The sequence below is a fragment of the Achromobacter sp. EG18 genome (genome assembly GCF_059759395.1).
Genome location: NZ_CM186213.1, coordinates 5,761,802 through 5,788,036, shown reverse-complemented (window position 1 = coordinate 5,788,036; position 26,235 = coordinate 5,761,802). Strand labels below are relative to the sequence as shown.

Genomic DNA, 26,235 nt, shown 5'->3' with positions numbered 1-26,235 from the left:
GATCCTGTTGCGGACGGCGCGAGGCCGGCGGCCGCGAGAGACAAGTAAAAACGGGACCCGCAACCGGGTCCCGTGTCTGGCTCGATGCTACTTCCCGGCCAGGGTGACGCCCTTCAGGCGAATCAGGCCATCGGGATACGGCACGAAGCCTTCCAGCTTCTTCTGCGTGCCGAAGGTCCACGGCAGGTAGAACAGGTAGACGATGGGACGCTGGTCCTGCATCACCGACAGCACCTGGTCGTACAGGGCGCGGCGCTTGGCCGTGTCCGGCTCGGCGCGGGCGTCGTTGAGCAGCTTGTCGGCCTGCGGGTCGCAGAACTTGCCGTCGTTCAGGTTGCCCTTGCAGCTCAGGTACTGGTGGATGTTGCCGCTGGGATCGACCCGGCCCGACCAGCCGCTCTGCCCGACTTCGAAGTCACCGCGGGCCAGCGACGATTGCAGCGAGGCGAACTCCACCGGACGCAGGGTGATGTCGAAGCCGGCCTCGGCGCCCATGGCCTGCACCAGCTCGAACACCTGTTGCATGGTGGTGTTGTTGCCGAAGGTGATCTCGAACTTGACGCGGTCGAAGCCCGCTTCCTTGAGCAGGGCCTGGGCCTTCCTGGGATCGCGGCCGGCGTGCTCGAACGACTTGTTGTAGGCGAAGCTGGCCGGCGGGAACGGCTGGTAGGCCGGCTGGTACTGGCCTTCGCCGATGACCTGGTTGAGCACGTCGCGGTCGATGGCCAGATCGAGCGCCTGGCGCACGCGCTTGTCCTTGGCCAGCGGATTGTTGGCGCGCGCGCCGTTGCCCAGGTTGACCGAAATCGACTGGAAGCCCAGGCCCGTGACCGGCGCCAGGCGCAGGTTGGCGTCGTCCTTGACCGCCTTGGCATCGCTGGGCGCCACGCGTTCGATGATGTCGAGGTCGCCGGCGCGCAGGTTGTTCAGGCGCACGGTGTTGTCGGGGATCGGCGTGAACACCACGCGGTCGAAGTGGTAGTTGGCGGCGTCCCAGTACTTGGGAAATTTCTCGAGCACGATGCGGTCGTTCTGCACCCGCTCCTTGAACTGGTACGGGCCGGAGCAAACCGGCTTGCCGCCGGGGTCCTTGTCGAACGAGGCGGGCGAGATCATCATGCCGGCGCGGTCGGACAGTTGCGACAGCAGCGAGGCGTCGGGTTCGGACAGGTGCAGCACCACGGTGCCGGCGTCGGGCGCGTCGACGCTGGCCACGGTGGCCAGTTCGCTCTTGCGGTTGCTGTCGGGCAGCGTGCGGGCGCGGTCCAGGTTGGCCTTGACGGCGGCGGCGTCGATCGGCGTGCCGTCATGGAACACGGCATCGGTGCGCAGCTTGAACGTCAGGGTCTTGTTGTCGGGGCTGGTGCTCCAGGACTGGGCCAGCTGCGGCACGAACTTCAGGTCCGGCGTGATGTCGACCAGCTTGTCGCACAGCGAGGCGAACACGATGCGGCCGACAAAGGTGCGGGCGCGGGTCGGATCGAGCACGTCCGGGTCGTCCTGCAGGCCGACCCTCAGGGTCGATTGGGCGTGGGCCAGCCCGCTGGCCAGCATTCCCGCCATGGCCATGGCGAGGCAGAGTTTACGCATGAATGATCTCCGTCGATTCAGGCGGCCTGCTTCCCCCCGCGCCGGACGGCGCGCCGCCCGGCAAAGAGGGAACAGACCCCGAGCCGTGCTGCATCGCCGGGCCCATCCCCCCGTTGCGCACGTTCTTGTTGGATTCTGCGCCAGGCGCGCGGCGATTGTATAGAGCGGCGGCCGCCAGGCGCCCGCCCCTGGTCCCGGACGACCGCCTTGCGGACGGAACGACGTCGATCCGTCAAGGCAACCGGCAGGGCGCCGAGAAATCCACCGCCTCCAGCACCGCTTCACGCAATCTGGCGACCAGCGGCCGGGCGTCGTCGCGCCGGTACTGGAATGAATACGGCAGCGCCGCCGGCGCCGGCTCGCAGTGCAGCACGCACAGGCTGCCTTCCGCCTGCAAGGCCTGCGCCCAGTGGCTGGGCAGCAGGCCGACGCCGGTGCCCTCGATCAGCAGGCCGGCAATGGCGCCCCAGTTGTTGCAGCACAGGCGCTCGCCGGCCACGTCGCGCCCGGCCAGCCAGTCGTCGATGATGCGGGTGGTGCCGGCGCCCGGCGGCAAGGTCACCAGCGGCAGCCGCGCCAGCAATGCCGGCGACATGCGGGTGTCGCCCTCGAGCACGGCGGGCGCGGCGACCCAGGCGAACGCGGCTTCGCCGATCGGCGCGGAAGCGATGTTGGGCCGCGAGGAACGCCCGGCGATGACGGCGAAGTCCAGTTCGCCGTCGGCGACCCGCTGCTCCAGCACCTGGCCGATGTCCACGTAGGGTTCCAGCACCAGTTCGGGATAGGCGGCGCGCACCACGCCGATCAGGCGCGGCAGCCAGGTGAGCGCGGTCAGTTCGCCCACGCCGAAACGGCAGCGGCCGCGCAGGACCGGGGTTTCCGCCAGGGAGGCGCGAATCTGGTCGGCCGCGGCCAGCAATTCGCGCGCCTGCGGCAGCAGCCGCTGGCCGGCGTCGGTCAGCACGGCCTTGTGGCCGCTGCGGTCGAACAGCGGCCGCCCCAATGCGTCCTCGAGTTCGGCGATGCGCTTGGACAGCGACGACACCGACAGGTGCAGGCGCTCGGCCGCCACGGCGAAACTGGCGCAGGTGGCGGCCCAGTAGAAGGCTTCGAGTTGCTTGAGGGTCATGGCCGGATTGTAGGGGCACGGCCTGGCGTGGCGGCGGCCGGCGCGGCATCGGGACGCGGGCTAGCGGGTCGGCCGCGTCCAGGGGGTCAAGCGGCCTGCGGCGTCCGCAGTTGCGGCGACAGCCGCAGGGTGTCGATGGCGGCGCGGAGCATGCGCTCGACGCGCGGCCAGATATCGCCCTTGAGGCGATCGGACCAGCAGATAGTGCCGAACACGCCCTCGATCAGGGAGTGAAGGTAGACATTGGACAGGCGCACGTCCAGCGCGCGCGGCAGGTCTTCGCGGCTGACCGCGGCGCGCAGCAGTTTTTCGGAGGTGCGCAGGGCGTGGCGTTCCCACAGGTCGCGCCGGCGCAGGAGTGGCGCGTTCTCGTCGCTGCGCTCGCATTTCAGGTACAGGATTTCAAGCACGCGCTGCACCGAGCCTTCCTCGGCGTAGATCTGCACGTACTGGCGCATCGAGGCATACAGCGATTCCAGCGCCTCGCCGTCGGTCGAGACCCGGGTCAGCGACACGGCTTCGCCCAGGGCTCGGTCGCACATGGCGATGCAGACGTCGATCTTGTTCTTGTAATGGCCGTAGACGGCGCCCCGTGAAACGCCCGCGAAATCGGCGATATCGCTCATGGTGGTACTGGCCACCCCCTTGGACAGGAACACGTGCTCGGCGGCGTCCAGGATGCGGTCGCGGGTGCGTTGGGATTCTTCTTTCGTCTTGCGGGCCATACAAAGATCTCCTTGTAAATGAACGGGTTGCGGGGAAAAACGGATCGACGTGAAAACGGCGGCCCCGTTTGCGGAGGCCGCCGTCTGCGCACTGTAAAGATGTATGCAGCCGTCAGCATACTTTTGAACAAAACAATTAATCAAGCATGACGGATTAAATGATAGACTGCGGACCCCACAGGGAAAACCCGCGCACTTTCCCTTCCTCGCCCGCCATGGGCAACCCACAATAACTTCTAAAAATGTCGCACCGAGTCCCTCTCAGAACGCTCGCATTCGTATCCGTACTGCTTCTTGTTTCCGCCTGCTCGAAGAAGGAAGCCCCCGAAGCCGCCAAGGCGCCCGCCGAAATCGGTGTCATCGTGGCCAAGGCCACGCCCACCTCGGTGGCCAGCGAACTGCCAGGTCGGCTGGAGCCCTATCGCGAGGCCGAAGTGCGCGCCCGCGTGGCCGGCATCGTCACCCGCCGCCTGTATGAAGAAGGCCAGGAAGTGGCGCGCGGCGCCCCGCTGTTCCAGATCGATCCGGCGCCGCTGCAGGCGGCCTACGATTCCGAGGCGGCCGCGCTGGCGCGCGCCCAGGCCAACCTGTCCGCCGCCGCCGACAAGCTGCGCCGCTACGCCGACCTGGTGTCGGACCGCGCCATCAGCGAACGCGACCACGCCGAGAGCGTGGCTGAGGAACGCCAGGCGCGCGCCGAAGTGGCGTTGGCCAAGGCCAACCTGCAGAGCGCCAGGCTGCGGCTGGAATACGCCCGCGTCACCTCGCCGATCGACGGCCGCGCGCGCCGCGCGCTGGTCACCGAGGGCGCGCTGGTGGGCGAAGGCCAGGCCACGCCGCTGACCGTGGTGCAGCAGCTCGACCCGATCTACGTCAACTTCTCGCAGCCCGCGGCCGAGGTCATGCAGTTGCAGAAGCAGATCCGCGCCGGCGCGCTGGAGGGCGTTGCGCCCGACAAGATGCGGGTGCGCCTGCTGCTGCCCGACGGCTCCGAATACGGCCAGGGCGGCACGCTGTCGTTCGCCGACCTGGCGGTGGACCCGGGCACCGACAACGTGACCATGCGCGCGCTGTTCGACAACCCGGACCGCGTGCTGCTGCCCGGCATGTACGTGCGCGTGCGGCTGGAGCAGGCCGTCAACCGCGACACCTACCTGGTGCCGCGCGACGCCCTGCTGCGCAATGCCGACGGCGCGCACCTGCTGGTGGCGGGCGACGACGGCGAGCTGCGCAGCGTGGCGGTGGCCGCGCACCGCCTGCTGGGGCCGAACTGGGTCATCACAGAGGGGCTCGAGGGCGGCGAACGCGTGGTCGTGGAAAACGCCGCGCAGCTGGCCCCCGGCCAGAAAATCAAACCGGTCGAGCGGGCCGCGCCAAGCGCGCCCATGGCGACCGCGGGAAATAACGAAAAAAGGTAAACCGCCATGGCGCGTTTCTTTATCGATCGCCCCGTCTTCGCGTGGGTGATCTCGCTGCTGATCGCGCTGGTCGGCCTGTTGTCGATCCGCGCGCTGCCGGTGGCGCAGTATCCGGACATCGCTCCGCCGGTCGTCAACATCGGCGCCAGCTATCCCGGCGCCTCGGCCAAGGTGGTCGAGGAGGCTGTCACCGCCATCATCGAACGCGAGATGAATGGCGCCCCGGGGCTGATGTACACCTCGTCCAGCAGCGACTCGACCGGCTGGGCCAGCATCAACCTGACCTTCAAGCAGGGCACCAACCCCGACATCGCGGCGGTGGAAGTGCAGAACCGCCTGAAAGCAGTCGAACCGCGCCTGCCGGAATCCGTGCGGCGCGACGGCGTGCGCGTGGAGAAGGCCGCCGACAACATCCAGCTGGTGGTGTCGCTGAAGTCGGATGGCAGCCTGGACGACATGCAGCTGGGCGAACTGGCCGCATCCAATGTGCTGCAGGCGCTGCGCCGGGTCGAAGGCGTGGGCAAGGTGCAATCGTTCGGCGCGGAAGCGGCCATGCGCATCTGGCCGGACCCGGCCAAGCTCACCGCCCTGTCGCTGACGCCGGGCGACATCGTCTCGGCCTTGCGCAGCCACAACGCGCGCGTCACCATCGGCGAACTGGGCAACCAGGCCGTGCCGCAGGACGCGCCGCTGAACGCCAGCATCGTGGCGGGGGAATCGCTGCACACGCCGGAACAATTCGCCAACATTCCGCTGCGGGCGCAGCCGGACGGCGCCACGCTGCGCCTGAAGGACGTGGCGCGGGTGGAACTGGGCGGCACCGACTACATGTACCTGTCGCGCGTCAACGGCATGACGGGCACCGGCCTGGGCATCAAGCTGGCGCCGGGCTCGAACGCGGTCGAGACCACCCGCCGCATCCGCGAAACCATGCGCGAACTGGCGCAGTACTTCCCGCCGGGCGTGAGCTGGGACATCCCGTACGAGACCTCCACCTTCGTCGAGATCTCGATCCAGAAGGTGCTGATGACGCTGCTGGAGGCGGTGGCCCTGGTGTTCTGCGTGATGTACCTGTTCATGCAGAACCTGCGCGCCACGCTGATCCCGACGCTGGTGGTGCCGGTGGCGCTGCTGGGCACCCTGGGGGTGATGCTGGGGCTGGGCTATTCGATCAACGTGCTGACGATGTTCGGCATGGTGCTGGCCATCGGCATCCTGGTGGACGACGCCATCGTGGTGGTCGAGAACGTCGAGCGCATCATGGCCGAGGAAGGCCTGTCGCCGCATGACGCCACGGTCAAGGCCATGGGCCAGATCAGCGGCGCCATCGTCGGCATCACGGTGGTGCTGGTGTCGGTGTTCGTGCCGATGGCGTTCTTCGACGGCGCGGTCGGCAACATCTATCGCCAGTTCGCCGTGACGCTGGCGGTGTCGATCGCCTTCTCGGCCTTCCTGGCGCTGTCGCTGACGCCGGCGCTGTGCGCCAGCCTGTTGAAACCGATCCCGGCCGGCCACCACGAGAAGCGCGGCTTCTTCGGCTGGTTCAATCGCGCCTTCGCGCGCCTGACCACGCGCTATACGGCGCGCGTGGCCGGCGTGCTGGCGCGGCCAGTGCGCTTCGGGCTGGCCTACGCGCTGGTGATCGGCGTGGCGGCGCTGCTGTTCGCGCGGCTGCCGTCGTCGTTCCTGCCCGACGAGGACCAGGGCAGCTTCATGGCCATGGTGATCCTGCCGCAGGGTTCGCCGCAGGCCGAGACCATGGCCGTGGTCAAGGACGTCGAGCGCTACATGATGGAGCATGAGCCGGTTCAGTACGTGTATTCGGTCAACGGCTTCAGCCAGTACGGCAGCGGCCCGAACTCGGCCATGTTCTTCGTCACGCTCAAGGACTGGAAGGAGCGGCGCGATGCCTCGCTGCACGTCGATGCGGTGGTCAAGCGCATCAACGAGGCCTTTGCCGACCGCAAGAACCTGATGGTGTTCGCGCTCAACTCGCCGCCGCTGCCGGACCTGGGCTCGACCTCGGGTTTCGACTTCCGGCTGCAGGACCGCGGCGGCCTGGGCTACGAGGCCTTGACGCAGGCGCGGCAGAAACTGCTGGCGGCGGCGGCCGAGCATCCGGCGCTGACGGACGTGGTGTTCGCCGGCCAGGAAGAGGCGCCGCAGCTGCAGTTGCGCATCGACCGCGACAAGGCGCAGGCCATGGGCGTGCCGATCGACGAGATCAACACCGCGCTGGCGGTGATGTATGGCTCGGACTACATCGGCGACTTCATGCTCAACGGCCAGGTGCGGCGCGTGACCGTGCAGGCCGACGGCAAGCGCCGCGTGGACGTGGACGACATCTCGCGCCTGCACGTGCGCAACCTGCAGGGCCAGATGGTGCCGCTATCGGCGTTCGCCACGCTGAAGTGGTCGATGGGGCCGCCGCAGTTGAACCGCTACAACGGCTTCCCGTCGTTCACGATCAACGGCTCGGCGGCGCCGGGCCACAGCAGCGGCGAGGCCATGCGCGCCATGGAAACGCTGGCGGCCGAGCTGCCGCGCGGCATCGGCTTTGATTGGTCGGGCCAGTCGTACGAAGAGCGGCTGTCCGGCAACCAGGCGCCGGTGCTGTTCGCGCTGTCGGTGCTGATCGTGTTCCTGGCGCTGGCGGCCCTGTACGAAAGCTGGTCGATCCCGCTGGCGGTGATCCTGGTGGTGCCGCTGGGCGTGATCGGCGCGCTGCTGGGGGTGACCGTGCGCGGCATGCCCAACGACATCTACTTCAAGGTCGGCCTGATCGCCACCATCGGCCTGTCGGCCAAGAACGCGATCCTGATCGTGGAAGTGGCCAAGGACCTGGTGCGCGATGGCCAGGGCATCCTGTCCGCCACGCTGGAAGCGGCGCGGCTGCGGCTGCGGCCGATCGTGATGACCTCGCTGGCCTTCGGCGTGGGCGTGCTGCCGCTGGCGCTGGCCAGCGGCGCCGCCTCGGGCGCGCAGGCCGCCATCGGCACCGGCGTGCTGGGCGGGATCATCACCGCGACCGTGCTGGCGGTGTTCCTGGTGCCGCTGTTCTTTCTTATCGTGGGGCGCATGGTCGGCATGCGCGCCCGTCCCGCGCGCCCCACGGGCCGCGAACCGCTGGAGACGACGCCATGAAGCCCGTGGCAATGACCCTGCTGGCGCTGGCGCTGTCCGGCTGCTCGCTGGCGCCGACCTATGAGCGCCCCGCGGCGCCCGTGCCGGCGCAGTACGACACGCCGGCGCAGGCCGGCCAGGCCACCGCGCCGCAGGACTGGCGCGCCTATTTCAATGACCCCGCGCTCCAGGCCTGGATCGCGGCCGCGCTGGCCAACAACCGCGACCTGCGGGTCGCGGCGCTGCGCATCGAAGAGGCGCGCGCGTTGTATGGCGTGCAGCAGTCCGAACGCCTGCCGGCCATCGACGCCAGCGGCGAATTCAGCCGCGGCCGCTTTACCGAGCCGGGCCAGTCCGGCACCGCGGTGTCCAGCCGTTATCGCGCGGCCGTCGGCATCACCGCCTTCGAGCTGGATTTTTTCGGCCGGGTACGGAGCCTGTCGGAGGCCGCGCTGGCGCGCTACCTTGCCAGTGAAGAAGCGCATCGCGCCGCGACGCTGGCGCTGGTGGCGGAAACGGCCACGGCCTACTTCAACCAGCGCTCGCTGGCCGAGCAACTGCGCCTGACCGACAGCACGCTGGCGCTGCGCGAGGCCTCGCTCAAGCTGACCCAGCGCCGCTACGACGCCGGGCTGGAAACCGCCATCGGCCTGCGCACCGCGCAGATGCTGGTGGAAAGCTCGCGCGCCACGCGCGCCGAGCTGACCCGCGAAGCCAGCCTGGCGCGGCACGCGCTGGGCCTGCTGGCGGGCGATTTCGCGCTGCCGCTCGGCGTCGATCCGGCGCCGCTGGAAAGCCAGAGCCTGACGCCGCTGGCGGCGGGCCTGCCGTCCGAGCTGCTGACGCGCCGTCCCGACCTGCGCCAGGCGGAACAGGCGCTGCTGGCAGCCAACGCCGATATCGGCGCGGCGCGCGCGGCGTTCTTCCCCTCGGTGCAGCTGACCACGGACATCGGCACCACCGCCGACCGCTTCTCGGACCTGTTCAGCGGCGGCACCGGCGGCTGGAGCTTCGCGCCGCGCCTGACGCTGCCGATTTTCAACGCCGGCCGCAACCGCGCCAACCTGTCGCTGGCCGAGACCCGCAAGCACATCGCCGTGGCGCAGTACGAGGGCAGCATCCAGGCGGCGTTCCGCGACGTGGCCGACGCCCTGTCGGCGCGCGACGCGCTGCGCGACCAGATCGAGGCTCAGCGCAAGGTGCGCGACGCCGACCGCGAACGCCAGCGGCTGGCCGAGAGACGCTACACGCGCGGCGTGGCGAACTACCTGGAGATGCTGGAGGCCCAGCGCAGCCTGTTCGAATCGGAACAGGAATACATCCGGCTGCAGCAGCGCCGGCTGGTCAATGCGGTGGACCTTTACAAGGCGCTGGGCGGCTGGGACGACGGCAAGGCGCCGGCCTCGTGATGCCTGCCGTCAGGGGCGCGGGCTGATGCGGTAGGCGCAGCGGCGCGCGCCCAGCAGGATGTGCTCTTCACGCTCGACGCGCACGTCCTCGCCCAGCACCTGGCGGAACAATTCCAGTTCGCTGCGGCAAAAGCCCATACAGGCCTGGGCGGCGGCGCAGATGGGACAGTGGTTTTCGATGAACAGGAAATCATCGCCATCACGGCGGGTTTCGGCCATGTAGCCTTCCGCCGACCGCACCCGCATCAGGCTGTCGACGCGCTGCGCCAGGTCGCGCGCGCCTTGCAGCGCCTGGCGGTAATTGGCCAGCATGGCGGCCTCGCGCACCGAGATCAGCTTGTCGACGCCCTCGTCGCCGAACACCTGGCGCACGGCGTTGATCATCTGCACCGTCATGTCGGCGTGCGTGTCGGGAAAACGGCGGTGGCCGGCGTCGGTCAGGAACCAGATCTGCGTTGGCCGGCCGCGCCCGGCGCTGCGGCTTTCCGAATCCACCAGGCCGTCCGCGTGCAGGCGCGCCATCTGCTGGCGCACCGCTTCCGCCGTGACGTCGAGCGCCTTCGCGATGACCGCGACCGACTGCGGGCCGCGTGCCTTGAGCGTCATGAGCACGCGGTCCGCAGGCTGGTGCGGCTGCCAGGAGAGGGGGTGGGACAGGTTGTCGTCGGACATGGAAGATCGGAAAGGCGCCAAGCCCCTATGGTGCCACGGATTGCGCCTCCCAGCCGCCGCCCAGCGCCTTGTAGAGGGCGACCAGGCTGGTATAGGAAGCCGTTTCGGCCACCGCCACCGCGTCCTGCGCCCGCAGCTGCGTGCGCTGCGCGTCCAGCACCGTCAGGTACGGCGCGCTGCCTTCGCGATAGCGCAGGCGCGCCAGTTCCGCGGCGCGGCCGCTATGGGCGGCCGCCTGCGCCAGGTTGCCAAGCCGCTGCTGGGTCTGGCCGTACTGCGTCAGCGCCCCCTCCAATTCCTCGACCGCCTGCAGCACGGTCTGTTCGTAACGCGCCACTTCGCCCTGCGAACGGGCCTGGGCGGCGCGCTTGCGGGCCAGCGCCGTCGGCAGGTGGAAGGCCGGCCAGTTCACGCCGGGCGCCACGCTGAAGGCGCGGCTGGACGCGCTGCCGAAATCGGCGCCGCGCAGGGCCACGAAACCAAGGAAACCGCCCAGGTCGATGCGTGGGTACAGCTCGGCGGTGGCCACGCCCACGTCGGCGTTGGCGGCCGCCATGTTGCGCTCGGCCGCCAGCACGTCGGGGCGGCGCGCCAGCAAGGCGGCGACGTCGCCGATGGGCAGGCGCGCCGCCAGCGGCGCTTGCGGCGTGGCCGCGTCCAGTTCGCCCAGTTCCGCCGGACGCAGGCCGGCCAGCACCGCCAGCCGGTACAGCGCCAGGCGCCGGGCGGTTTCCTGCAACGGTACGCTGGCCTGCACCGTTTCCAGTTCGGCGCGGGCGCTGGCCAGGTCGCCCTCGTCGCCGCGGCCGGCCGACACCATGGCCTGGATCACGCGCAGGCTGTCGCGCTGGCTCTCAAGATTGGCGCGCGCCACCGCCAGGCGTTGCTCCGCGCCGCGCAATTCGAAGTAGTTGCGCGCCACTTCGGCCGCCACCACGATGCGGGCCTGCGCCAGGTCGGCGGACTGGGCCTCGCTGCGCGCCGCGGCGCCCTCGGCCGCGCGCCGCAGGCGGCCGAACAGGTCGATCTCCCAGGTGGCGTCAAAGCCCGCGCGGTAGCTCTTGGCGAGATTGCGCTCGCCCGTCACGCCGGGATTGGCTTGCGACAGGCTGCGCTCGAAGCGGCCGCCGAGCGTCACCGTGGGGAACTGGTCGAGTTCCTTTTCGTCCAGCACCGCGCGCGATTCGGCCAGGCGGGCCTGGGCAATGCGGATGTCGTGATTGCGTTGCAGCGCCAGGGTGATCAGGCGGTCCAGTTGCGGGTCCTGCAGCTGCTTCCACCAATCCTGCTGCACCCGGTCGGTGGAGAACAGCGCCTGCTCGGGACTGGCCAGCGCCACCGGCGCGGCCTGGGGTTTCTGGTAGTCGGGACCGACGGCGCAGCCGGCGGTGGCCAGCGCGGCCAGCAGCGCCAGGGTGCCGCGACGCAGGCGTTTGGACAGGTCGGGATGTTTCATGATCGGTTCCTCAATGCGATTCGGCCGGGCGCGACGTTGCCGCCGGCAGTCCGTCCTCGGCCTGCGCCCGGGCCAATTCACGGGCGCGGGGCGTGTCGTTGGCGGCGCGGTGGTCGCGCGCCAGCACGGTGTAGACGGTGGGCAGCACGAACAGCGTGAAGAGCGTGCCGACCAGCATGCCGACCACGATCACCAGCCCCAGGCTGTAGCGACTGTGGGCGCCGGCGCCGCTGGCGAACAGTAGCGGGATCAGGCCCACCACCATGGCGGCCGTGGTCATCAGGATCGGGCGCAGGCGGATGCGGGCGGCGTGCTCCATGGCGCTGCGCCGGTCCAGGCCGTGGCTGACCTGCATCTCGTTGGCGAATTCCACCATCAGGATGCCGTGCTTGCTGATGAGACCGATCAATGTCACCAGCCCGATCTGCGTGTAGATGTTGATGGTCGCCATGCCTAGCGCGAGCGGGATCAGCGCGCCGCAGATCGACAGCGGCACGCTCACCAGGATGATGAACGGGTCGCGCAGGCTTTCGTACTGCGCCGCCAGCACCAGGTAGATGACGATGATGGCGAAGATGAAGGTGATCATCAGCGCCGAGCCCTCCTGGCTGAACTGGCGCGCATCCGACTGCCAGTCATAGCTGAAGCCGGCCGGCAGTTCCTGCGCCTGGCGCGTCAGGAACTGCACCGCGTCGCCCATGGTCACGCCCGGCATCGGGATGGCCTGGAAGGTGGCGGCGTTGAGCTGGTTGAACTGGGTCAGCTTATTGGGCTCCACGCCCATCGACACCGACACGATGTTCGACAGCGGCACCTGCGCGCCGCTGGCGCTCTTGACGTAGTACCGCGCCAGCGATTCGGGCGAGATGCGCTGCTCGCGCAGGCTTTGCGGAATCACGTCGTACGAGCGGCCGTCCATGCCGAAACGGTTGACGTAGTTCTCGCCCACCAGCACCGCCAGCGTGTCGCCCACCGCCTTCATGGTGACGCCCAGGCTGTTGGCCTTGGCGCGATCCACCTTCAATTGCACCACCGGGTTGTTGTAGTCCAGGTCGCTGTCGACCACCATGAACAGGCCGCTGGCGCGGGCCGCCTGCTTCAGGTTTTCCATGGCCTCGTACACCACCGGATAGTCGGCCGCGCTCATGATGACCATCTGCACCGGCAGGCCGCCGGTCGAACCCGGCAGCGGCGGCAACTGGAAGGCGAAGATATTGCTGCCCTCGATCTGGTTGACCATCGACTGCATGTCGGCCTGGATCTGGTCGGCCGAGCGCTTGCGCTTCTGCCAGTCGACGAAGTCGACGCCGCCGATGCTGTTGGACACGCCGTCCGAGCCATTGATGAGCCAGCGGCCCTTCTGCTCGGGCAGCGTCGCCATCACGTCGTCCCACTTCTTGCCGAACTTCTCGACGTAGTCGATGTTGGCGTGCTGCGGCGACTTGATCGCGGTGAGCACGGTGGATTGGTCCTCGACCGGCGCCAATTCGCGCTGGGCGGCGTTGTACAGGAACGGCAGGCTGGCCATCACCGCCACCGCCACCAGGCCGGTGACCCAGCGGTGGTGCAGCGACACGTCCAGCAGCCGGCCGTAGGCCTGGCCCAGGCGATTGAAGAAGTGTTCGGCGCGGCGCGCCATCCAGCCCTCGGATACGTGGCTATTGAGCAGGAACGAGCTCATCACCGGCGACAGCGTCAGCGCGATCACGCCCGACACCACCACCGCCCCCGCCAGCGTGAAGGCGAATTCCTTGAACAGCGAACCGGTCAGGCCGCCCATCAGGCCGATCGGCGCGTACACCGCCGCCAGCGTGATGGTCATGGCGATGACCGGGCCGGCCACTTCGCGCGCGCCGATCAGCGCCGCGCGCACCGGCGACTTGCCTTCCTCGATATGGCGGTGCACGTTCTCGACCACCACGATGGCGTCGTCCACCACCAGGCCGATGGCCAGCACCATGGCCAGCAGCGTCAGCAGGTTCACGCTGAAGCCGAACAGCGCCATGATGGCCGCGCCCCCCAGCATCGACAGCGGGATGGTGACCACCGGGATCAGCACCGCGCGCAGCGAGCCCAGGCACAGGAAGATCACCGCCACCACGATGACGATGGCTTCCATCAGCGTGTGCACCACGCCGTCGATCGAGGCGCTGATGAAGCGCGCCAGCTCGAACGGCACCTGCACGCTGGTGCCCGGCGGCAGGTTCTGCTTGATGTTGGGCAGCAGTTCGTTCAGGCGCTTGACGATCACCAGCGGGTTGCCGACCGGCGTGGCGTTCAGGCCGAAGTACACGGCCGGCTCGCCGTCCATCAGGCCGCTGGAATCGGTCGAGGCCGCGCCCAGCTCCACGGTCGCCACGTCGCCCAGGCGCACGATGGCGTCGCCCTCGCGCTTGACCACCATGTCGCGGAATTCGGCCACGTTGACCAGGTCGGTGTTGACCTTGATGTTGGACACCACATACAGGCCCTTGGCCTGGCCGGGCGCCGCCTGCACGTTGTTCTGGCGCAGGGCCTCGGCCAGTTCGCCGGCCGAGATGCCGCGCGCGGCCAGCCGGTCGGGATCGAGCCAGACCCGCATCGCCAGCTTCTGGCCGCCGTACAGTTCCACGCTGGCCACGCCGTCGATCGACGACAGTTGCGGCTGCACCACGCGCGACAGGTAGTCGGTCAGCGCCGGCAGCGACATGGTCGAGCTGGAAAACCCCACGTAGGCCACGGCCGTCGCCTCGCCGGCGGACTTGACCAGCACCGGGTCGTAGGCGTCCTGCGGCAGGCGGTATTTGACTTCGTTGACCTTGGCCATGACCTCGGTCATGGCCTTGTTGGAATCGGCGTTGAGCTTCATGCGCACCGTGATCACGCTGCGGCCCTGGGTCGAGGACGACGACAGGTAGTCGATGCCTTCGACGGTGGCGACCGATTGCGCGATGGGCTGGGTGACGAAGCCCTGCATCAGGTCGGGCGAGGCGCCCGGGTACTGCGTGGTGATGGTGATGGTGGTGCTTTCGGTCAGCGGGTACTGGCGGATCGGCAGGCCGCTCAGGGCGCGCAGCCCCATCAGCAGCAACAGCGTGCTGACCACCAGCGCCAGCACCGGCCGGCGCACGAACAGATCGGTGAACTTCATGATCGGCTCCGCGGGCTCAACGGGCTTGCGCCACGGATTGCGGCGCGGCGTCCAGCGCCACGGTGTCCTGGGCGCTGATCTCGACGGGCGCGCCGTTGTGCAGGCGCAACTGGCCCGAGGTCACCACCCGGTCCCCGGGTTTCACGCCCTTGGTCACCACCACCCGCCCGCGCACGCGCTCAGCGGTCTGCACGTAGGCCTGGGTCACTGTCGGCGGAGCCGACGTGTCGCCCGCCTTGGGCGGCGTCACCACATAGACCGAGTCGCCATAGGCGCTGTAGCTGATGGCGGTTTCCGGCACGGTGAGCACGCCGGGCCGCGCCGGCAGCATCACCTGTCCGTGGGCGAACATGCCGGCCGCCAGCGCGCCGTCGGCATTGGCCAGCGTGGCCTGCACCCGGACCGTGCGCGAGCCGGGATCCACCTGAGGCTCGATCGTGGTGACGGTGCCTTCGAATACCCGTCCGGCATGGGCATCCACGGTGATGCTGACCGGCTGGCCCATGCGCAGCGCGCCCAGCGCCTGTTCCGGCAAGGTGATGTTGGCGTAGACGCTGGCCGCGTCGGTCAGCGACACCAGCGGATCGCCGGCGCGCGCGAACTGGCCCAGGTGGACCCGGCGCACGCCGAGCACGCCGTCGAACGGGGCCTTGACGCGCTTTTGTTCGATCAGGGCCTGGATCCGCTTGATCTCGCCGGCGGCCTGGTCGTAGTCGGCCTGGGCCTGGTCCAGCTGTTCGCGGGTGGCGGCCTGCTGCGGCACCAGGCGGCGGGTGCGCTCCAGCAGCGCCCGGGCATTCCTGGCCTGGGCCTGCAGGCGCGCCAGTTCGCCCTGCTCGGGCGCGTCGTTCAATTGCACCAGCAGTTGGCCGGCGCGCACCCGCTCACCGGGGGTGAACAGGATCTGCGCCACCCGGCCGTCGACTTCGGCCGGCACCAGCACCTGGCGCGTCGCCTCGAGCGAGGCGATGCCGGACAGCGCCACCGGGAAATCCGCCTGCAGCACGGGGGCCACCGCGACCTTGGCCGGCGCCATGGCCCAGCCGCCCTTGTGCTGCGCCCCGCCGAATTTCCAATACAGCCCGCCGCCCGCGGCCACCGCCAGGATCAGCACCCCTGCCGTCCATGCGCCAGATTTCGCCTTCATGATTCTCTCGCTATTTATCAAAGGAATGGCTTGGATAATCCCTGAAAAATCAGACGAAGTCAAAAAACCTAAAGTAATGTTGAGGATTGAAGAATCCTATCGGCGAAAAATGCGCAAAAAAAACCGCCGGCAACGGCCGGCGGTCTGCGGGAAAAGGACGGGCGCCGGCGCGGGCCGGCGCGGATAGCCTCTAGGTACGGACCATGTGCAGGTAATGGCGATGGCGCTCGTACTGGTCGAGGATGTCGCCGATGACGGCGTCGCGGCTCCAGCCCATGATGTCGTAGTCCTGCCCGCCCTCGCGCAGGTGGACCTCGGCGCGGAAGTACTTGCGTTCCTCCTCGTCGGCGGCCTCCTCGGGCGTCAAGCTGGGCCGCACGAAGGCCTGCGGCTGCACCGAATAGAAGAAGTCCAGGTGCTCGCCGTGGTTCACTTCCAGCACCGCGCCGCCCTCGACGTCGCCTTCCTTGACCGCGACCGCGTAGCCCTGCTTGCGCAGTTCGTCGGCCACGTCCTCCAGCGCCGGCGTCACCACGTCCGCGATGAAGCGGAGCACGTGGGCGCGACGCGGCATCATGACCATGTTGCGCAGCCGCCGTTCCCACGACTGGCCGCCGCGCGCCGGACGCGACAAGGTCAACGACTGGAAGCGGATGCCGCGCTTGGTCGCATCCAGCTTGAGCGCCTTGAACAGCCCCCACAGCGAAAGCAGCAGAATCACCGAGAACGGCAAGGCGCTGGCGATGGTCGCCGTCTGCAGGGCGGTCAGGCCGTCCGCCAGCAGCAATGCAATGGCCACCGCGCCCATCAGCAACGACCAGAAGATGCGTTGCCACACCGGCGTGCGGTCGGAGCCGCCCGAGGCCAGCAGGTCAACCACCAATGCGCCGGAGTCGGCCGAGGTCACGAAGAACACGGCCACCATGGCGATCGCCACCAGCGAGACCACCCCACTCCAGGGCAATTGCTCAAAGAAGGCAAACAGGGCCAGCGAACTGTCCGCCTGCACCGTCTGGGCAAAATCCTTGACGCCATCGACCAGGATCAGGTGGATGGCGGTGTCGCCGAACACGGTCATCCAGAACAGCGTGAAGCCCGCCGGCACCAGCAGCACGCCGCTGACGAATTCGCGGATGGTGCGTCCGCGCGAAATGCGGGCGATGAACAACCCCACGAACGGCGACCACGCGATCCACCAGCCCCAGTAGAACAAGGTCCAGCCGCCGATCCAGTCGGTCGGCTCGTAGGCATAGAGATTGAAGGTCTTGTTGACGATGTCCGAGAGATAGGCGCCGGTGTTCTGCACGAAGGTCTGCAGCAGGAACACCGTGGGGCCCGCCACCAGCACGAACACCAGCAGCACCGCGGCCAGGATCAGATTGGTTTCGGACAGGATGCGGATGCCCTTGTCCAGCCCGCTGGCCACGGACAGCGTCGCCAGGCCGCATGTGACGATGATCAGGATGATCTGCGTCGGCACCCCCACCGGCACGCCGAACAGGTGGTTAAGGCCGCTGTTGATCTGCGCCACGCCCAGGCCCAGCGACGTGGCCACGCCCAGCACCGTCCCGAGGATCGCGAAGATGTCGACCGCATGCCCCACCGGCCCGTAGATACGGTTGCCGATCAGTGGATACAGCGCGGACCGCAGGGTCAGCGGCAGGCCGTGGCGATAACTGAAGAAGGCCAGTATCAGCGCCACGATGGCGTAGATCGCCCAGGCATGCAGGCCCCAGTGGAAAAAGGTGATCTTCATGGCTTCGCGCGCCGCGATGGCGTTGCCGCCCTCGCCGACCGGGGGCGCCATGAAATGCATGACCGGTTCGGCCACGCCGAAGAACATCAGGCCGATGCCCATGCCCGCCGAGAACAGCATGGCGAACCAGGTGAAATTGCGGTAGTCCGGTTCGCTGTGATCGGGGCCCAGCTTGATATCGCCGTAGCGGCTGACGGCCAGGAACACCACCGACAACAGGATGATGGCGACGACCAGGATGTAGAACCAGCTGGCGTTGCCCAGGATCCAGGCCTGGACCGCCTCGAACAGGCCCTGCGCGGCCTTGGGCGCGGAAATCGCGAAGCCCACCAGCAGCAGCGTGAATACCGCCGCCGTGAAAAACACTGGACGATTGATGGTGGATGGTCGGGTTTCTGAAGACATGCTGCCGCTCCTTTCGCCCGAGGGATGCCTGAGGCTGCGGCGCTGGCCCCCTCAGTCCAGCCGGCGCGCCGTTGTAATTACTATCACGCGAACGAGCACCCTGACAATGCCCGCGATGCGGCGATCGCCGCGGCCACGGCCCGATTGCCCGGCAATGGGGCCATGGCCGCGGGCGACAACGCTAGCCGCTGTCGCGCTCGCCGAACACCACGCGGCGGAAGAATCCCGCCAGCACCGATTCGGTGGTCTCGGCGCTGACGTTCTGCGGATCGAAGGCGAAGCTGAACTGCATGCCGTCGGAAAGCGCCAAGAGGCCGATGGCCAGTTCGCGCGCGGGCAGCGGCAGCGGCGTGCCGACGCGCTCGGAGAACTGGCGGATGTACTCGGTGGTGGCGTCGCGCAGTTCGCCCATGCAGGCGATGAAGCCGATGCGGAACTCCGGGTCGCGCGCCGCCTGCAGCTTGGCTTCCATCCACAACAGGAAGCACTCGTTGTCGCGGAAATGGTTGCTGTAGTAGTGCAGCACGCTGTCCTCCATCTGCTGGCGGGTTTCCCCGGCCTCGAAGATGGCGCGCATGTCGCTCATGACGTTTTCGTGGTCGCGCTTGAGCAGCTGCAGGAACAGTTCGGACTTGCTGGCGAAATTGGAATAGAAAGCGCCGCGGGTATAGCCGGCCAGTTCGGCGATGTCCTCGACGCTGGCGGCGACGAAACCCTTGGTCAGGAAGATCGATTGCGCGGCATCGAGCAGGCGCTGGCGCGTCTGGTCACGGCTTTGCTCTCGGGTAAGGCGGACTTTTGACATGCGCAGATTCTATCATCTGGAACGATTTCAGATTCACACTTGTATTTGAATACATAGCCGCATTAGAATCCATCCCGTATCGGATTGCCAAGGCGCCGCGCCGGCCTGTAACGGCCGGCCGCCCCGTGTCCTGTTCCCCCCTCATGCCCGCGTCGCGAGGTGTTTCGTGAATTCTCCAGGTTCTTGCGCGCCCGTCGTCGCGCGCAATCCCGCCGCCCGTGTCGCGGCGCTTTCCCGCTCTCCCCTGCGCCGCCGCCCCTGGCCCGCGCTCGCCCTGGCGCTGACGCTGGCGCTGGCCGGCTGCGGCAGCAAGGAAGCCGAGGCGCCGCCGCCGCGCCCGGTGGTGGCCATGCCGGCCAAGGCCGACGCGGCGCTGCCGGCCTGGACCCTGCCGGGTGAAGTGCAGGCGCGCTACAGCACGCCGCTGTCATTCCGCGTGGGCGGCAAGATCATCGAACGCAAGGTGCGTCTGGGCGACACGGTCAAGCCCGGCCAGGTGGTCGCCCGGCTCGATCCCGCCGACGCCACCAAGAATGCCGCCGCCGCCCGCGCCCAGTTGTCGGCCGCCCAGCACCAGTTGGACTATGCCAAGCAGCAACTGGACCGCGACCGCGCCCAGGCCCGCGAAAACCTGATCGCCGCCAACCAGCTCGAACAGACCCGCAACGCCTACGCCTCGGCGCTGGCGCAACGCGACCAGGCGGCGCAACAGGCCGCGCTGTCGGCCGACCAGCTCAACTACACCACCCTCGTGGCCGACCATGCCGGCGTCATCACCGCCGAACAGGCCGACACCGGCCAGAACGTGGCGGCCGGCCAGGCGGTCTACAACCTGGCCTGGTCGGGCGACGTCGACGCGCTCTGCGACGTGCCCGAAAGCGTGTTGGCTGGCCTGGCCATCGGCCAGCGCGCCACCGTCACCCTGGCGCCGCTGCCCGGCAAGACCTTCAGCGCCGTGCTGCGCGAGATCGCGCCGGCGGCCGATCCGCAGAGCCGCACCTACCGCGCCAAGCTGACGCTGGAGTCGCCCTCGCCCGAAGTGCGGCTGGGCATGACCGCCAACATCAGCTTCGACAACCGCCAGGCCAACGGCGCCACCACCTACACGGTGCCGGCGACCGCGCTGTTCCATGACGGCACCGAGCCCGCCGTCTGGATCGTCAAGCCGCAGGAAGACACGCTCGAGCTGCGCCGTGTGCAGGTGCTGCGCTACGACGCGCGCAGCGTCACCCTGTCGCAGGGCGTGCAGGCCGGCGAGCGCGTGGTGTGGCAAGGCGTGCACGCCGTGTCGGCCGGCGAAAAGGTCCGCGCGGTGCCGCCGCTGCACCCCGAGGACTTCGCATCATGAGCGCGCCGGTTCCCGAGAATCAGAACGCCGCGCACCGCCACGAGGAAGGCAAGTTCAACCTGTCGGCCTGGGCCCTGCGGCACCAGCCGCTGGTGATCTTCCTGATCACGCTGGTGACGCTGTTCGGCGTGCTGTCGTATTCGCGCCTGGCGCAGTCCGAAGACCCGCCCTTCACGTTCCGCGTGATGGTCATCAAGACCCTGTGGCCCGGCGCCACCTCGCAACAGGTGCAGGAACAGGTCACCGACCGCATCGCCAAGAAGCTGCAGGAAACGCCGTCCACCGACTTCCTGCGCAGCTACTCGCGCCCCGGCGAATCGCTGATCTTCTTCACCATGAAGGACTCGGCGCCGGCCAGCGAGGTGGCCAACGAGTGGTACCAGGTGCGCAAGAAAGTCGGCGACATCGGCGCGACCTTGCCGCAAGGCGTGCAGGGGCCGTTCTTCAATGACGAGTTCGGCGACGTCTACACCAACATCTACACCCTGGCCGGCGACGGCTTCTCGCCGGCACAGCTGCGCGACTACGCCGACAATCTACGCACGGTGCTGCTGCGCGTGCCGGGCGTGGCCAAGGTCGACTACTTCGGCGAACAGCCCGAGCACGTCTACATCGAGATCAGCAACACGCAGCTGACGCGGCTGGGCGTGTCGCCGCAGCAGATCGCCGAGGCCATCAACAGCCAGAACGCGGTGGCCAGCGCCGGCACCCTGACCACGGCCGACGATCGCGTGTTCGTGCGGCCCAGCGGCCAGTTCCAGGACACCCGGGCACTGGCCGAGACGCTGATCCGCGTCAACGGCAAGTCGATCCGGCTGGGCGATATCGCCACCATCCACCGCGACTACGACGATCCCCCGGCCGAGCAGATGCGCACGCGGGGCGAGCCGGTGCTGGGCATCGGCATCACCATGCAGCCGGGCCAGGACGTGGTGCACCTGGGCAAGGCCCTGGAGGCCAAGTTCGGCGAGCTCAAGGCGCGCCTGCCCGCCGGCCTGACGCTGACCGAGGTGTCGAGCATGCCCAAGGCGGTGTCGTTCTCGGTGGACGAATTCCTGCGCTCGGTGGCCGAGGCCGTGGCCATCGTGCTGATCGTGAGCCTGGTTTCGCTGGGGCTGCGCACCGGCATGGTGGTGGTGATCTCTATCCCGGTGGTGCTGGCGGTGACCGCGCTGTTCATGGACATGTTCGGCATCGGCCTGCACAAGGTCTCGCTGGGCACGCTGGTGCTGGCGCTGGGCCTGCTGGTGGACGACGCCATCATCGCGGTCGAGATGATGGCGGTGAAGCTGGAACAGGGCTGGAGTCGCGCGCGCGCCGCCGCCTTCGCCTACACCAGCACCGCTTTCCCGATGCTGACCGGCACGCTGGTGACGGTGGCCGGCTTCCTGCCGATCGCGCTGGCCAAGTCCAGCACCGGCGAATACACCCGCTCGATCTTCCAGGTGTCGGCGATCGCCCTGATCACCTCTTGGTTCGCCGCGGTGGTGCTGATCCCGCTGCTGGGCTACCGCATGCTGCCCGAGCGCAAGCGCGAGGCGCACCTGCCCGACGACCACGAGCACGACATCTACAACACCCGCTTCTACCAGCGCCTGCGCGGCTGGGTGGCGTGGTGCGTGGACCGGCGCTGGCGCGTGCTGCTGGCAACGGTGCTGGTGTTCATCCTGTCGATGGCTGGCTTCGGCCTGGTGCCGCAGCAATTCTTCCCCAGCTCGGACCGCACCGAACTGCTGGTCGACGTGCGGCTGCAGGAAGGCGCCTCGTTCGCAGCCACGCTGCGCCAGGTCGAGCGGCTTGAAAAGACACTGGACGGCCGGCCCGAGATCGCCCATTCGGTAAGCTTCGTCGGCACCGGCGCGCCGCGCTTCTACCTGCCGCTGGACCAGCAGCTGGCCACGCCCAACTTCGCCCAGATCGTCATCACCGCCAATTCGGTGGAAGACCGCGAGAAGCTGGCGCACTGGCTGGAGCCGGTGCTGCGCGACCAGTTCCCGGCGATCCGCAGCCGCCTGTCGCGGCTGGAGAACGGCCCGCCGGTGGGCTTCCAGGTGCAGTTCCGCGTGAGCGGCGACAAGATCCCCGAGGTGCGCCAGGTGGCCGAGAAGGTGGCCGCCGAAGTGCGCGCCGACAGCCGCTCTGTCAACGTGCAGTTCGACTGGGACGAACCGTCCGAGCGCTCGGTGCGCTTCGACATCGACCAGCAGAAGGCGCGCGAAGTCGGCGTAAGCTCCAACGACATCTCCAGCTTCCTGGCGATGACGCTGTCGGGCTACACCGTGACGCAATACCGCGAGCGCGACAAGCTGATCAACGTCAGCCTGCGTGCGCCCGACAGCGAGCGCATCGACCCGGGCCGCCTGGCCACGCTCGCCATGCCCACGCCCAACGGCCCGGTGCCGCTGGGCAGCCTGGGCCAGGTGCGCTACGGTTTGGAATACGGCGTGATCTGGGAACGCGACCGCCAGCCCACCATCACCGTGCAGGCCGACGTCACGGCCGGCGCCCAGGGCATCGACGTCACCCATGCCATCGACCGCAAGCTGGACGCGCTGCGCGCCGAACTGCCCGTAGGTTATCGCATCGAGGTCGGCGGCCCTGTCGAGGAAAGCGCCAAGGGCCAGTCGTCCATCAACGCGCAGATGCCCATCATGGTCGTGGCGGTGCTGACGCTGCTGATGGTGCAGTTGCAGAGCTTTGCCCGCGTGCTGATGGTGGTGCTGACGGCGCCGCTCGGCCTGATCGGCGTGGTGGCCGCGCTGCTGCTGTTCGGCAAGCCGTTCGGTTTCGTCGCCATGCTGGGCGTGATCGCGATGTTCGGCATCATCATGCGCAACTCGGTGATCCTGGTCGACCAGATCGAACAGGACATCAGCGCCGGGCACAAACGTGTCGACGCCATCGTCGGCGCCACGGTGCGGCGCTTCCGCCCCATCACCCTGACGGCCGCGGCCGCGGTGCTGGCGCTGATCCCGCTGCTGCGCAGCAACTTCTTCGGCCCCATGGCCACCGCGCTGATGGGCGGCATCACCAGCGCCACGGTGCTGACGCTGTTCTTCCTGCCCGCGCTGTACGCGGCCTGGTTCCGCGTGCGCCACGACGAGCGCGAAGAGCCCGAAGGCGTGCCGCCCGGCGCCCACGCCGGCGACAACGTAGAACGAGGAGCCTGACGATGTCCCTCCGTCTCCCGACCCCGGCCTGGCGCCTGGCCACCCTGCCGCTGTTGCTGGCGCTGGGCGCCTGCGCCTTCGCCCCCGATAGCAAGCCGCCGGCGATGGCGCAGCCGGCGCAATACGGCGTCGAAGCGCTGCCCGCCGCCGGCGCGCCGGCACAGGGCGTGGCGCAGCGTTATGCGCGCGAAGGCCGTCCGGTGCCTGAATGGTGGAAACGCTTTGGTTCGGACGCGCTCAACGCCATGGTGGAGGAAGGCCTGGCCAACAGCCCCGACCTGGCCGCGGCCGAGCGCAATCTGGCCGGCGCGCGCGAGCAGTTGCGCGGACAGGTCAATTCGTCGCTGCTGCCCTCGGTGGATGCCGGCGCCGACGTTTCGCGCAAGCGCGCGCTGACCATGCCGAACCTGCCGCAACCCACGGCGCTCTACAACGTCTTCACCGGCCAGGTCCAGGCCAAGTACGACCTCGACCTGTTCGGCGCGGCGCGCTTCGAGAACGTGTCGCGCGCGGCCCAGGTGGAACAGCAGGCCTATCAGCTCGAATCGGCGCGCCGTTCCCTGGCCGGCAACATCGTCACCGGCGCCATCACCTCGGCGTCGCTGGCCGAACGGGTGGCGTTGACCGAAAAGCAGGTGGTGCTGGCGCGCCAGGTGGCGCGCGACACCCAGCGCCGCTACGAACTGGGCTCGGCCTCGCAGAACGACGCGCTGCAGGCCGACCAGGACGCCGCCACGCTGGAAGCCTCGCTGCCGGGCCTGCGCGCGCAATGGCAGGCCACGCGCCACGCGCTGGCGGTGCTGATGGGCCGCAGCCCCGACCAGGCGCCGCCCGACCTGGCCTTCGCCATGATCGCCGTGCCCGAGGAGGTGCCGGTGCTGGTGCCGTCCGAACTGCTGGCGGCGCGGCCCGACATCCACGTCGCCGAGGCCGTGCTGCGCGCGGCGGCAGCCGACGTCGGCGTGGCCACGGCGCAGTTGTTCCCCAGCCTGTCGCTGTCGGCATCGATGGGCAAGGGCGGCTTCAGCTGGCCCACGGCGCTGTCGGGCGCGGGGTCGATCTGGGCAATCGGCGCGTCGCTGACGCAGCCGATCTTCCACGGCGGCGCGCTGCTGGCCGAACGCAGCGCCGCCAAGGAGCGCTATGAGGCGGCGGTGCTGCAATACAAGCAGACCGTGCTGACCGCCTTCCGCGACGTGGCCGACACCCTGGCGCAACTGGAGGCGGACGGTCAGGCGCTGGCCTCGGCCGAGGCGTCGCGCCGGGCCGCGGAGCAGTCGCACCGCAACACCGCCAACCGCGTGCGCCTGGGCGCGCTGGCGCCCTACACCGCGTACGCCAGCGAACAGCACTACGTCGCGGCGCGGGTGCGGGAAGTGGAATACGCCAATGCCCGCCTGACCGAGACGGCGGCGCTGTTCCAGGCGATGGGTTCGCCGGTGCGCGCGCCACAGGCGTCGGCGCAACGGGCCACCGAAGATGCGGCGGCCAATCGGCAGACACTGCAGCAACAACATCAGTAGCCCTCGCCACCCAATCCAGGCGACTCCACAGGCCCCCGACGCCGACGGCGCGGGGGCCTGTTCCTTGATGCTGGCCGCCAGCGCCAGGGATTCGATGCGCCGCGCCGCGACGAGTCGCGCCCAGCCTTGCCAGACCGCTATCTCCGGGCAAACCCTCGGTAATATTGGCGCCAAAATAAGCTAATATTTTTGCAACATTCTCCCCTTCCCCGACCTCACGGCGCCTCGCGCCGCTATCCGTTCATGACCCAGATCACCCAATTCCCGTTCGTATCGGTATCCGGTACTCCCGAGGCCCGCGGCCGCGCCTATGGCCAGCAGGCTGCCGACCGCGTGCGCAAGAGCGCCGCCATGTACGGCCAGACGCTGGTCGACCTGGGCTACGACGCCATGGCGCGCACCCGCCTCATCGAGAGCTTCGCCCGCGAGATCGAGAACTTCGCGCCGCACTACCTCGAGGAAATGCGCGGCATCGCCGCCGGCGCCAACGTGCCGTTCGAAGACATCGTGATGGTCAACGCCCGCACCGAAGTCATCGCCAAGGCCCGCGCCGAAAAGAAGAAGGCCGCTGAACTCGAACCCGGCGACGGCTGCACCGGCGCCCTGATCCTGCCGACCCGCTCGGCCAACGGCCGCCTGATCCATGGCCAGAACTGGGACTGGCGCGCCGAATGCGCCGAAACCGCCATCGTGCTGCGCGTGCGCAACGACAACGGCCCCGACATCCTGACCTTCGTCGAGGCCGGCGGACTGGCCCGCAGCGGCCTGAACAGCGCCGGCGTGTCGATCACCGCCAACTACCTGGAATCCGACCGCGACTTCCGCCAGTTGGGCGTGCCGCTGTCGCTGATCCGCCGCAAGGTGCTGGAACAGGAGCACTTCGCGCTGGCCATCAAGGCCGTCAGCACCACCCCGAAGTCGTGCTCCAACAACATCATGATCGGCATGGCCGCGGGCTTCGGCGTGGACTACGAATGCACCACCGATGAAGCCTTCCCGATCTACCCGGGCGCCGATGACCTGATCGTGCACGCCAACCATTGGGTCAGCGAAGTCGCCCTGGGCAAGCTGCGCGACACCGGCCGCGCCAGCACTCCGGAAAGCGCCTACCGCGACTGGCGCGTACGCCGCCTGCTGAACGAAAAGGACAAGCTGACGCGCGCAGACCTCAAGCGCGCGCTGTTCGACGACTTCGGCACGCCCTACTCGGTCTGCCGCCCGCCGCGCCCCGGCAGCCACGACAACCTGTCGGCCACGGTGGCCATGGTCGTCATGGAGCCGGCCGCCGGCCTGATGGAAGTGGCGCCGCTGCCGGCGCTGAATCGCACCTTCACCCGCTACAGCCTGGACGCCGAGCCGGAACTGCTGGCCGCGGCCTGAACGCTCCCGGCCCCTTGAACCGTTGGCGGCGGCCGGCCTGCCCGGCCGC

Annotated in this window: 16 protein-coding genes; 7 read left to right on the top strand and 9 right to left on the bottom strand. The window is 68.7% G+C overall.

Features of this window, described 5'->3' with window-relative positions; translation table 11 throughout:
* Nucleotides 1–87: 87 nt before the first annotated feature.
* The 3 genes from AC6CR5_RS26690 to axyZ form a co-directional block, all read right to left on the bottom strand.
* Nucleotides 88–1,590, bottom strand: a complete 1,503-nt coding sequence (locus AC6CR5_RS26690; protein WP_024068067.1) for an ABC transporter substrate-binding protein — start codon at nucleotides 1,588–1,590, stop codon at nucleotides 88–90.
* Nucleotides 1,591–1,822: 232 nt separating this feature from the next.
* Nucleotides 1,823–2,719, bottom strand: a complete 897-nt coding sequence (locus AC6CR5_RS26685) for a LysR family transcriptional regulator (protein ID WP_006389200.1) — start codon at nucleotides 2,717–2,719, stop codon at nucleotides 1,823–1,825.
* An 86-nt stretch (nucleotides 2,720–2,805) separates the two neighbouring features.
* Nucleotides 2,806–3,444, bottom strand: coding sequence for a multidrug efflux transcriptional repressor AxyZ (gene axyZ / locus AC6CR5_RS26680; protein ID WP_020924753.1), 639 nt, complete (start codon nucleotides 3,442–3,444; stop codon nucleotides 2,806–2,808).
* 242 nt (nucleotides 3,445–3,686) lie between these two features.
* On the opposite strand from axyZ, the gene axyX reads away from it, so the two are divergent.
* From axyX to oprZ, 3 genes are read left to right on the top strand one after another with little or no spacing between them, the layout of a single operon-like run.
* Nucleotides 3,687–4,862, top strand: a complete 1,176-nt coding sequence (gene axyX, locus AC6CR5_RS26675; protein WP_053498263.1) for a multidrug efflux RND transporter periplasmic adaptor subunit AxyX — start codon at nucleotides 3,687–3,689, stop codon at nucleotides 4,860–4,862.
* A 6-nt stretch (nucleotides 4,863–4,868) separates the two neighbouring features.
* Nucleotides 4,869–8,006: a multidrug efflux RND transporter permease subunit AxyY gene (gene axyY / locus AC6CR5_RS26670; RefSeq protein ID WP_020924755.1), complete on the top strand. Its 3,138-nt coding sequence runs from the start codon at nucleotides 4,869–4,871 to the stop codon at nucleotides 8,004–8,006.
* Nucleotides 8,003–9,394: a multidrug efflux RND transporter outer membrane subunit OprZ gene (oprZ, locus tag AC6CR5_RS26665; RefSeq protein WP_498085075.1), complete on the top strand. Its 1,392-nt coding sequence runs from the start codon at nucleotides 8,003–8,005 to the stop codon at nucleotides 9,392–9,394. Before axyY ends, oprZ begins: the two co-directional genes overlap by 4 nt.
* 9 nt (nucleotides 9,395–9,403) lie before the next feature.
* Here the strand turns inward: oprZ and AC6CR5_RS26660 are convergent, their stop codons facing one another.
* From AC6CR5_RS26660 to AC6CR5_RS26635, 6 genes are all read right to left on the bottom strand, one after another.
* Nucleotides 9,404–10,066 carry a helix-turn-helix transcriptional regulator gene (locus AC6CR5_RS26660; RefSeq protein WP_498085074.1) on the bottom strand — a complete coding sequence of 221 codons (663 nt, stop codon included), beginning with the start codon at nucleotides 10,064–10,066 and terminating at the stop codon, nucleotides 9,404–9,406.
* A 25-nt stretch (nucleotides 10,067–10,091) separates the two neighbouring features.
* The gene (locus tag AC6CR5_RS26655; RefSeq protein WP_054496708.1) at nucleotides 10,092–11,522 is read right to left on the bottom strand and encodes an efflux transporter outer membrane subunit; all 1,431 of its coding nucleotides are present in this window, start codon (nucleotides 11,520–11,522) and stop codon (nucleotides 10,092–10,094) included.
* Between the two features lie 10 nt (nucleotides 11,523–11,532).
* Complete coding sequence (locus AC6CR5_RS26650; protein WP_020924759.1) at nucleotides 11,533–14,652, bottom strand: MexW/MexI family multidrug efflux RND transporter permease subunit; 3,120 nt, start codon at nucleotides 14,650–14,652, stop codon at nucleotides 11,533–11,535.
* 16 nt (nucleotides 14,653–14,668) lie between these two features.
* On the bottom strand, nucleotides 14,669–15,799 hold the full coding sequence (locus tag AC6CR5_RS26645) for an efflux RND transporter periplasmic adaptor subunit (protein ID WP_058207259.1): 1,131 nt from the start codon (nucleotides 15,797–15,799) through the stop codon (nucleotides 14,669–14,671).
* 190 nt (nucleotides 15,800–15,989) lie between these two features.
* Nucleotides 15,990–17,960: a BCCT family transporter gene (locus tag AC6CR5_RS26640; protein ID WP_020924761.1), complete on the bottom strand. Its 1,971-nt coding sequence runs from the start codon at nucleotides 17,958–17,960 to the stop codon at nucleotides 15,990–15,992.
* Between the two features lie 181 nt (nucleotides 17,961–18,141).
* Nucleotides 18,142–18,765: a TetR/AcrR family transcriptional regulator gene (locus AC6CR5_RS26635; protein WP_020924762.1), complete on the bottom strand. Its 624-nt coding sequence runs from the start codon at nucleotides 18,763–18,765 to the stop codon at nucleotides 18,142–18,144.
* A 166-nt stretch (nucleotides 18,766–18,931) separates the two neighbouring features.
* Here AC6CR5_RS26635 and AC6CR5_RS26630 point away from each other — a divergent pair, with 166 nt between their 5' ends.
* From AC6CR5_RS26630 to AC6CR5_RS26615, 4 genes are all read left to right on the top strand, one after another.
* Nucleotides 18,932–20,113: an efflux RND transporter periplasmic adaptor subunit gene (locus tag AC6CR5_RS26630; RefSeq protein ID WP_394817517.1), complete on the top strand. Its 1,182-nt coding sequence runs from the start codon at nucleotides 18,932–18,934 to the stop codon at nucleotides 20,111–20,113.
* A complete protein-coding gene (locus AC6CR5_RS26625) occupies nucleotides 20,110–23,283 on the top strand; it encodes an efflux RND transporter permease subunit (protein WP_498085073.1) in 3,174 nt (1,057 codons plus the stop codon). The genes AC6CR5_RS26630 and AC6CR5_RS26625 overlap by 4 nt, the downstream gene beginning before the upstream one ends.
* 2 nt (nucleotides 23,284–23,285) lie before the next feature.
* Nucleotides 23,286–24,806 carry an efflux transporter outer membrane subunit gene (locus AC6CR5_RS26620; RefSeq protein WP_054480814.1) on the top strand — a complete coding sequence of 507 codons (1,521 nt, stop codon included), beginning with the start codon at nucleotides 23,286–23,288 and terminating at the stop codon, nucleotides 24,804–24,806.
* A gap of 243 nt (nucleotides 24,807–25,049) precedes the next feature.
* Nucleotides 25,050–26,186: a C45 family autoproteolytic acyltransferase/hydrolase gene (locus AC6CR5_RS26615; protein ID WP_054515483.1), complete on the top strand. Its 1,137-nt coding sequence runs from the start codon at nucleotides 25,050–25,052 to the stop codon at nucleotides 26,184–26,186.
* The last annotated feature ends 49 nt before the right edge of the window (nucleotides 26,187–26,235 follow it).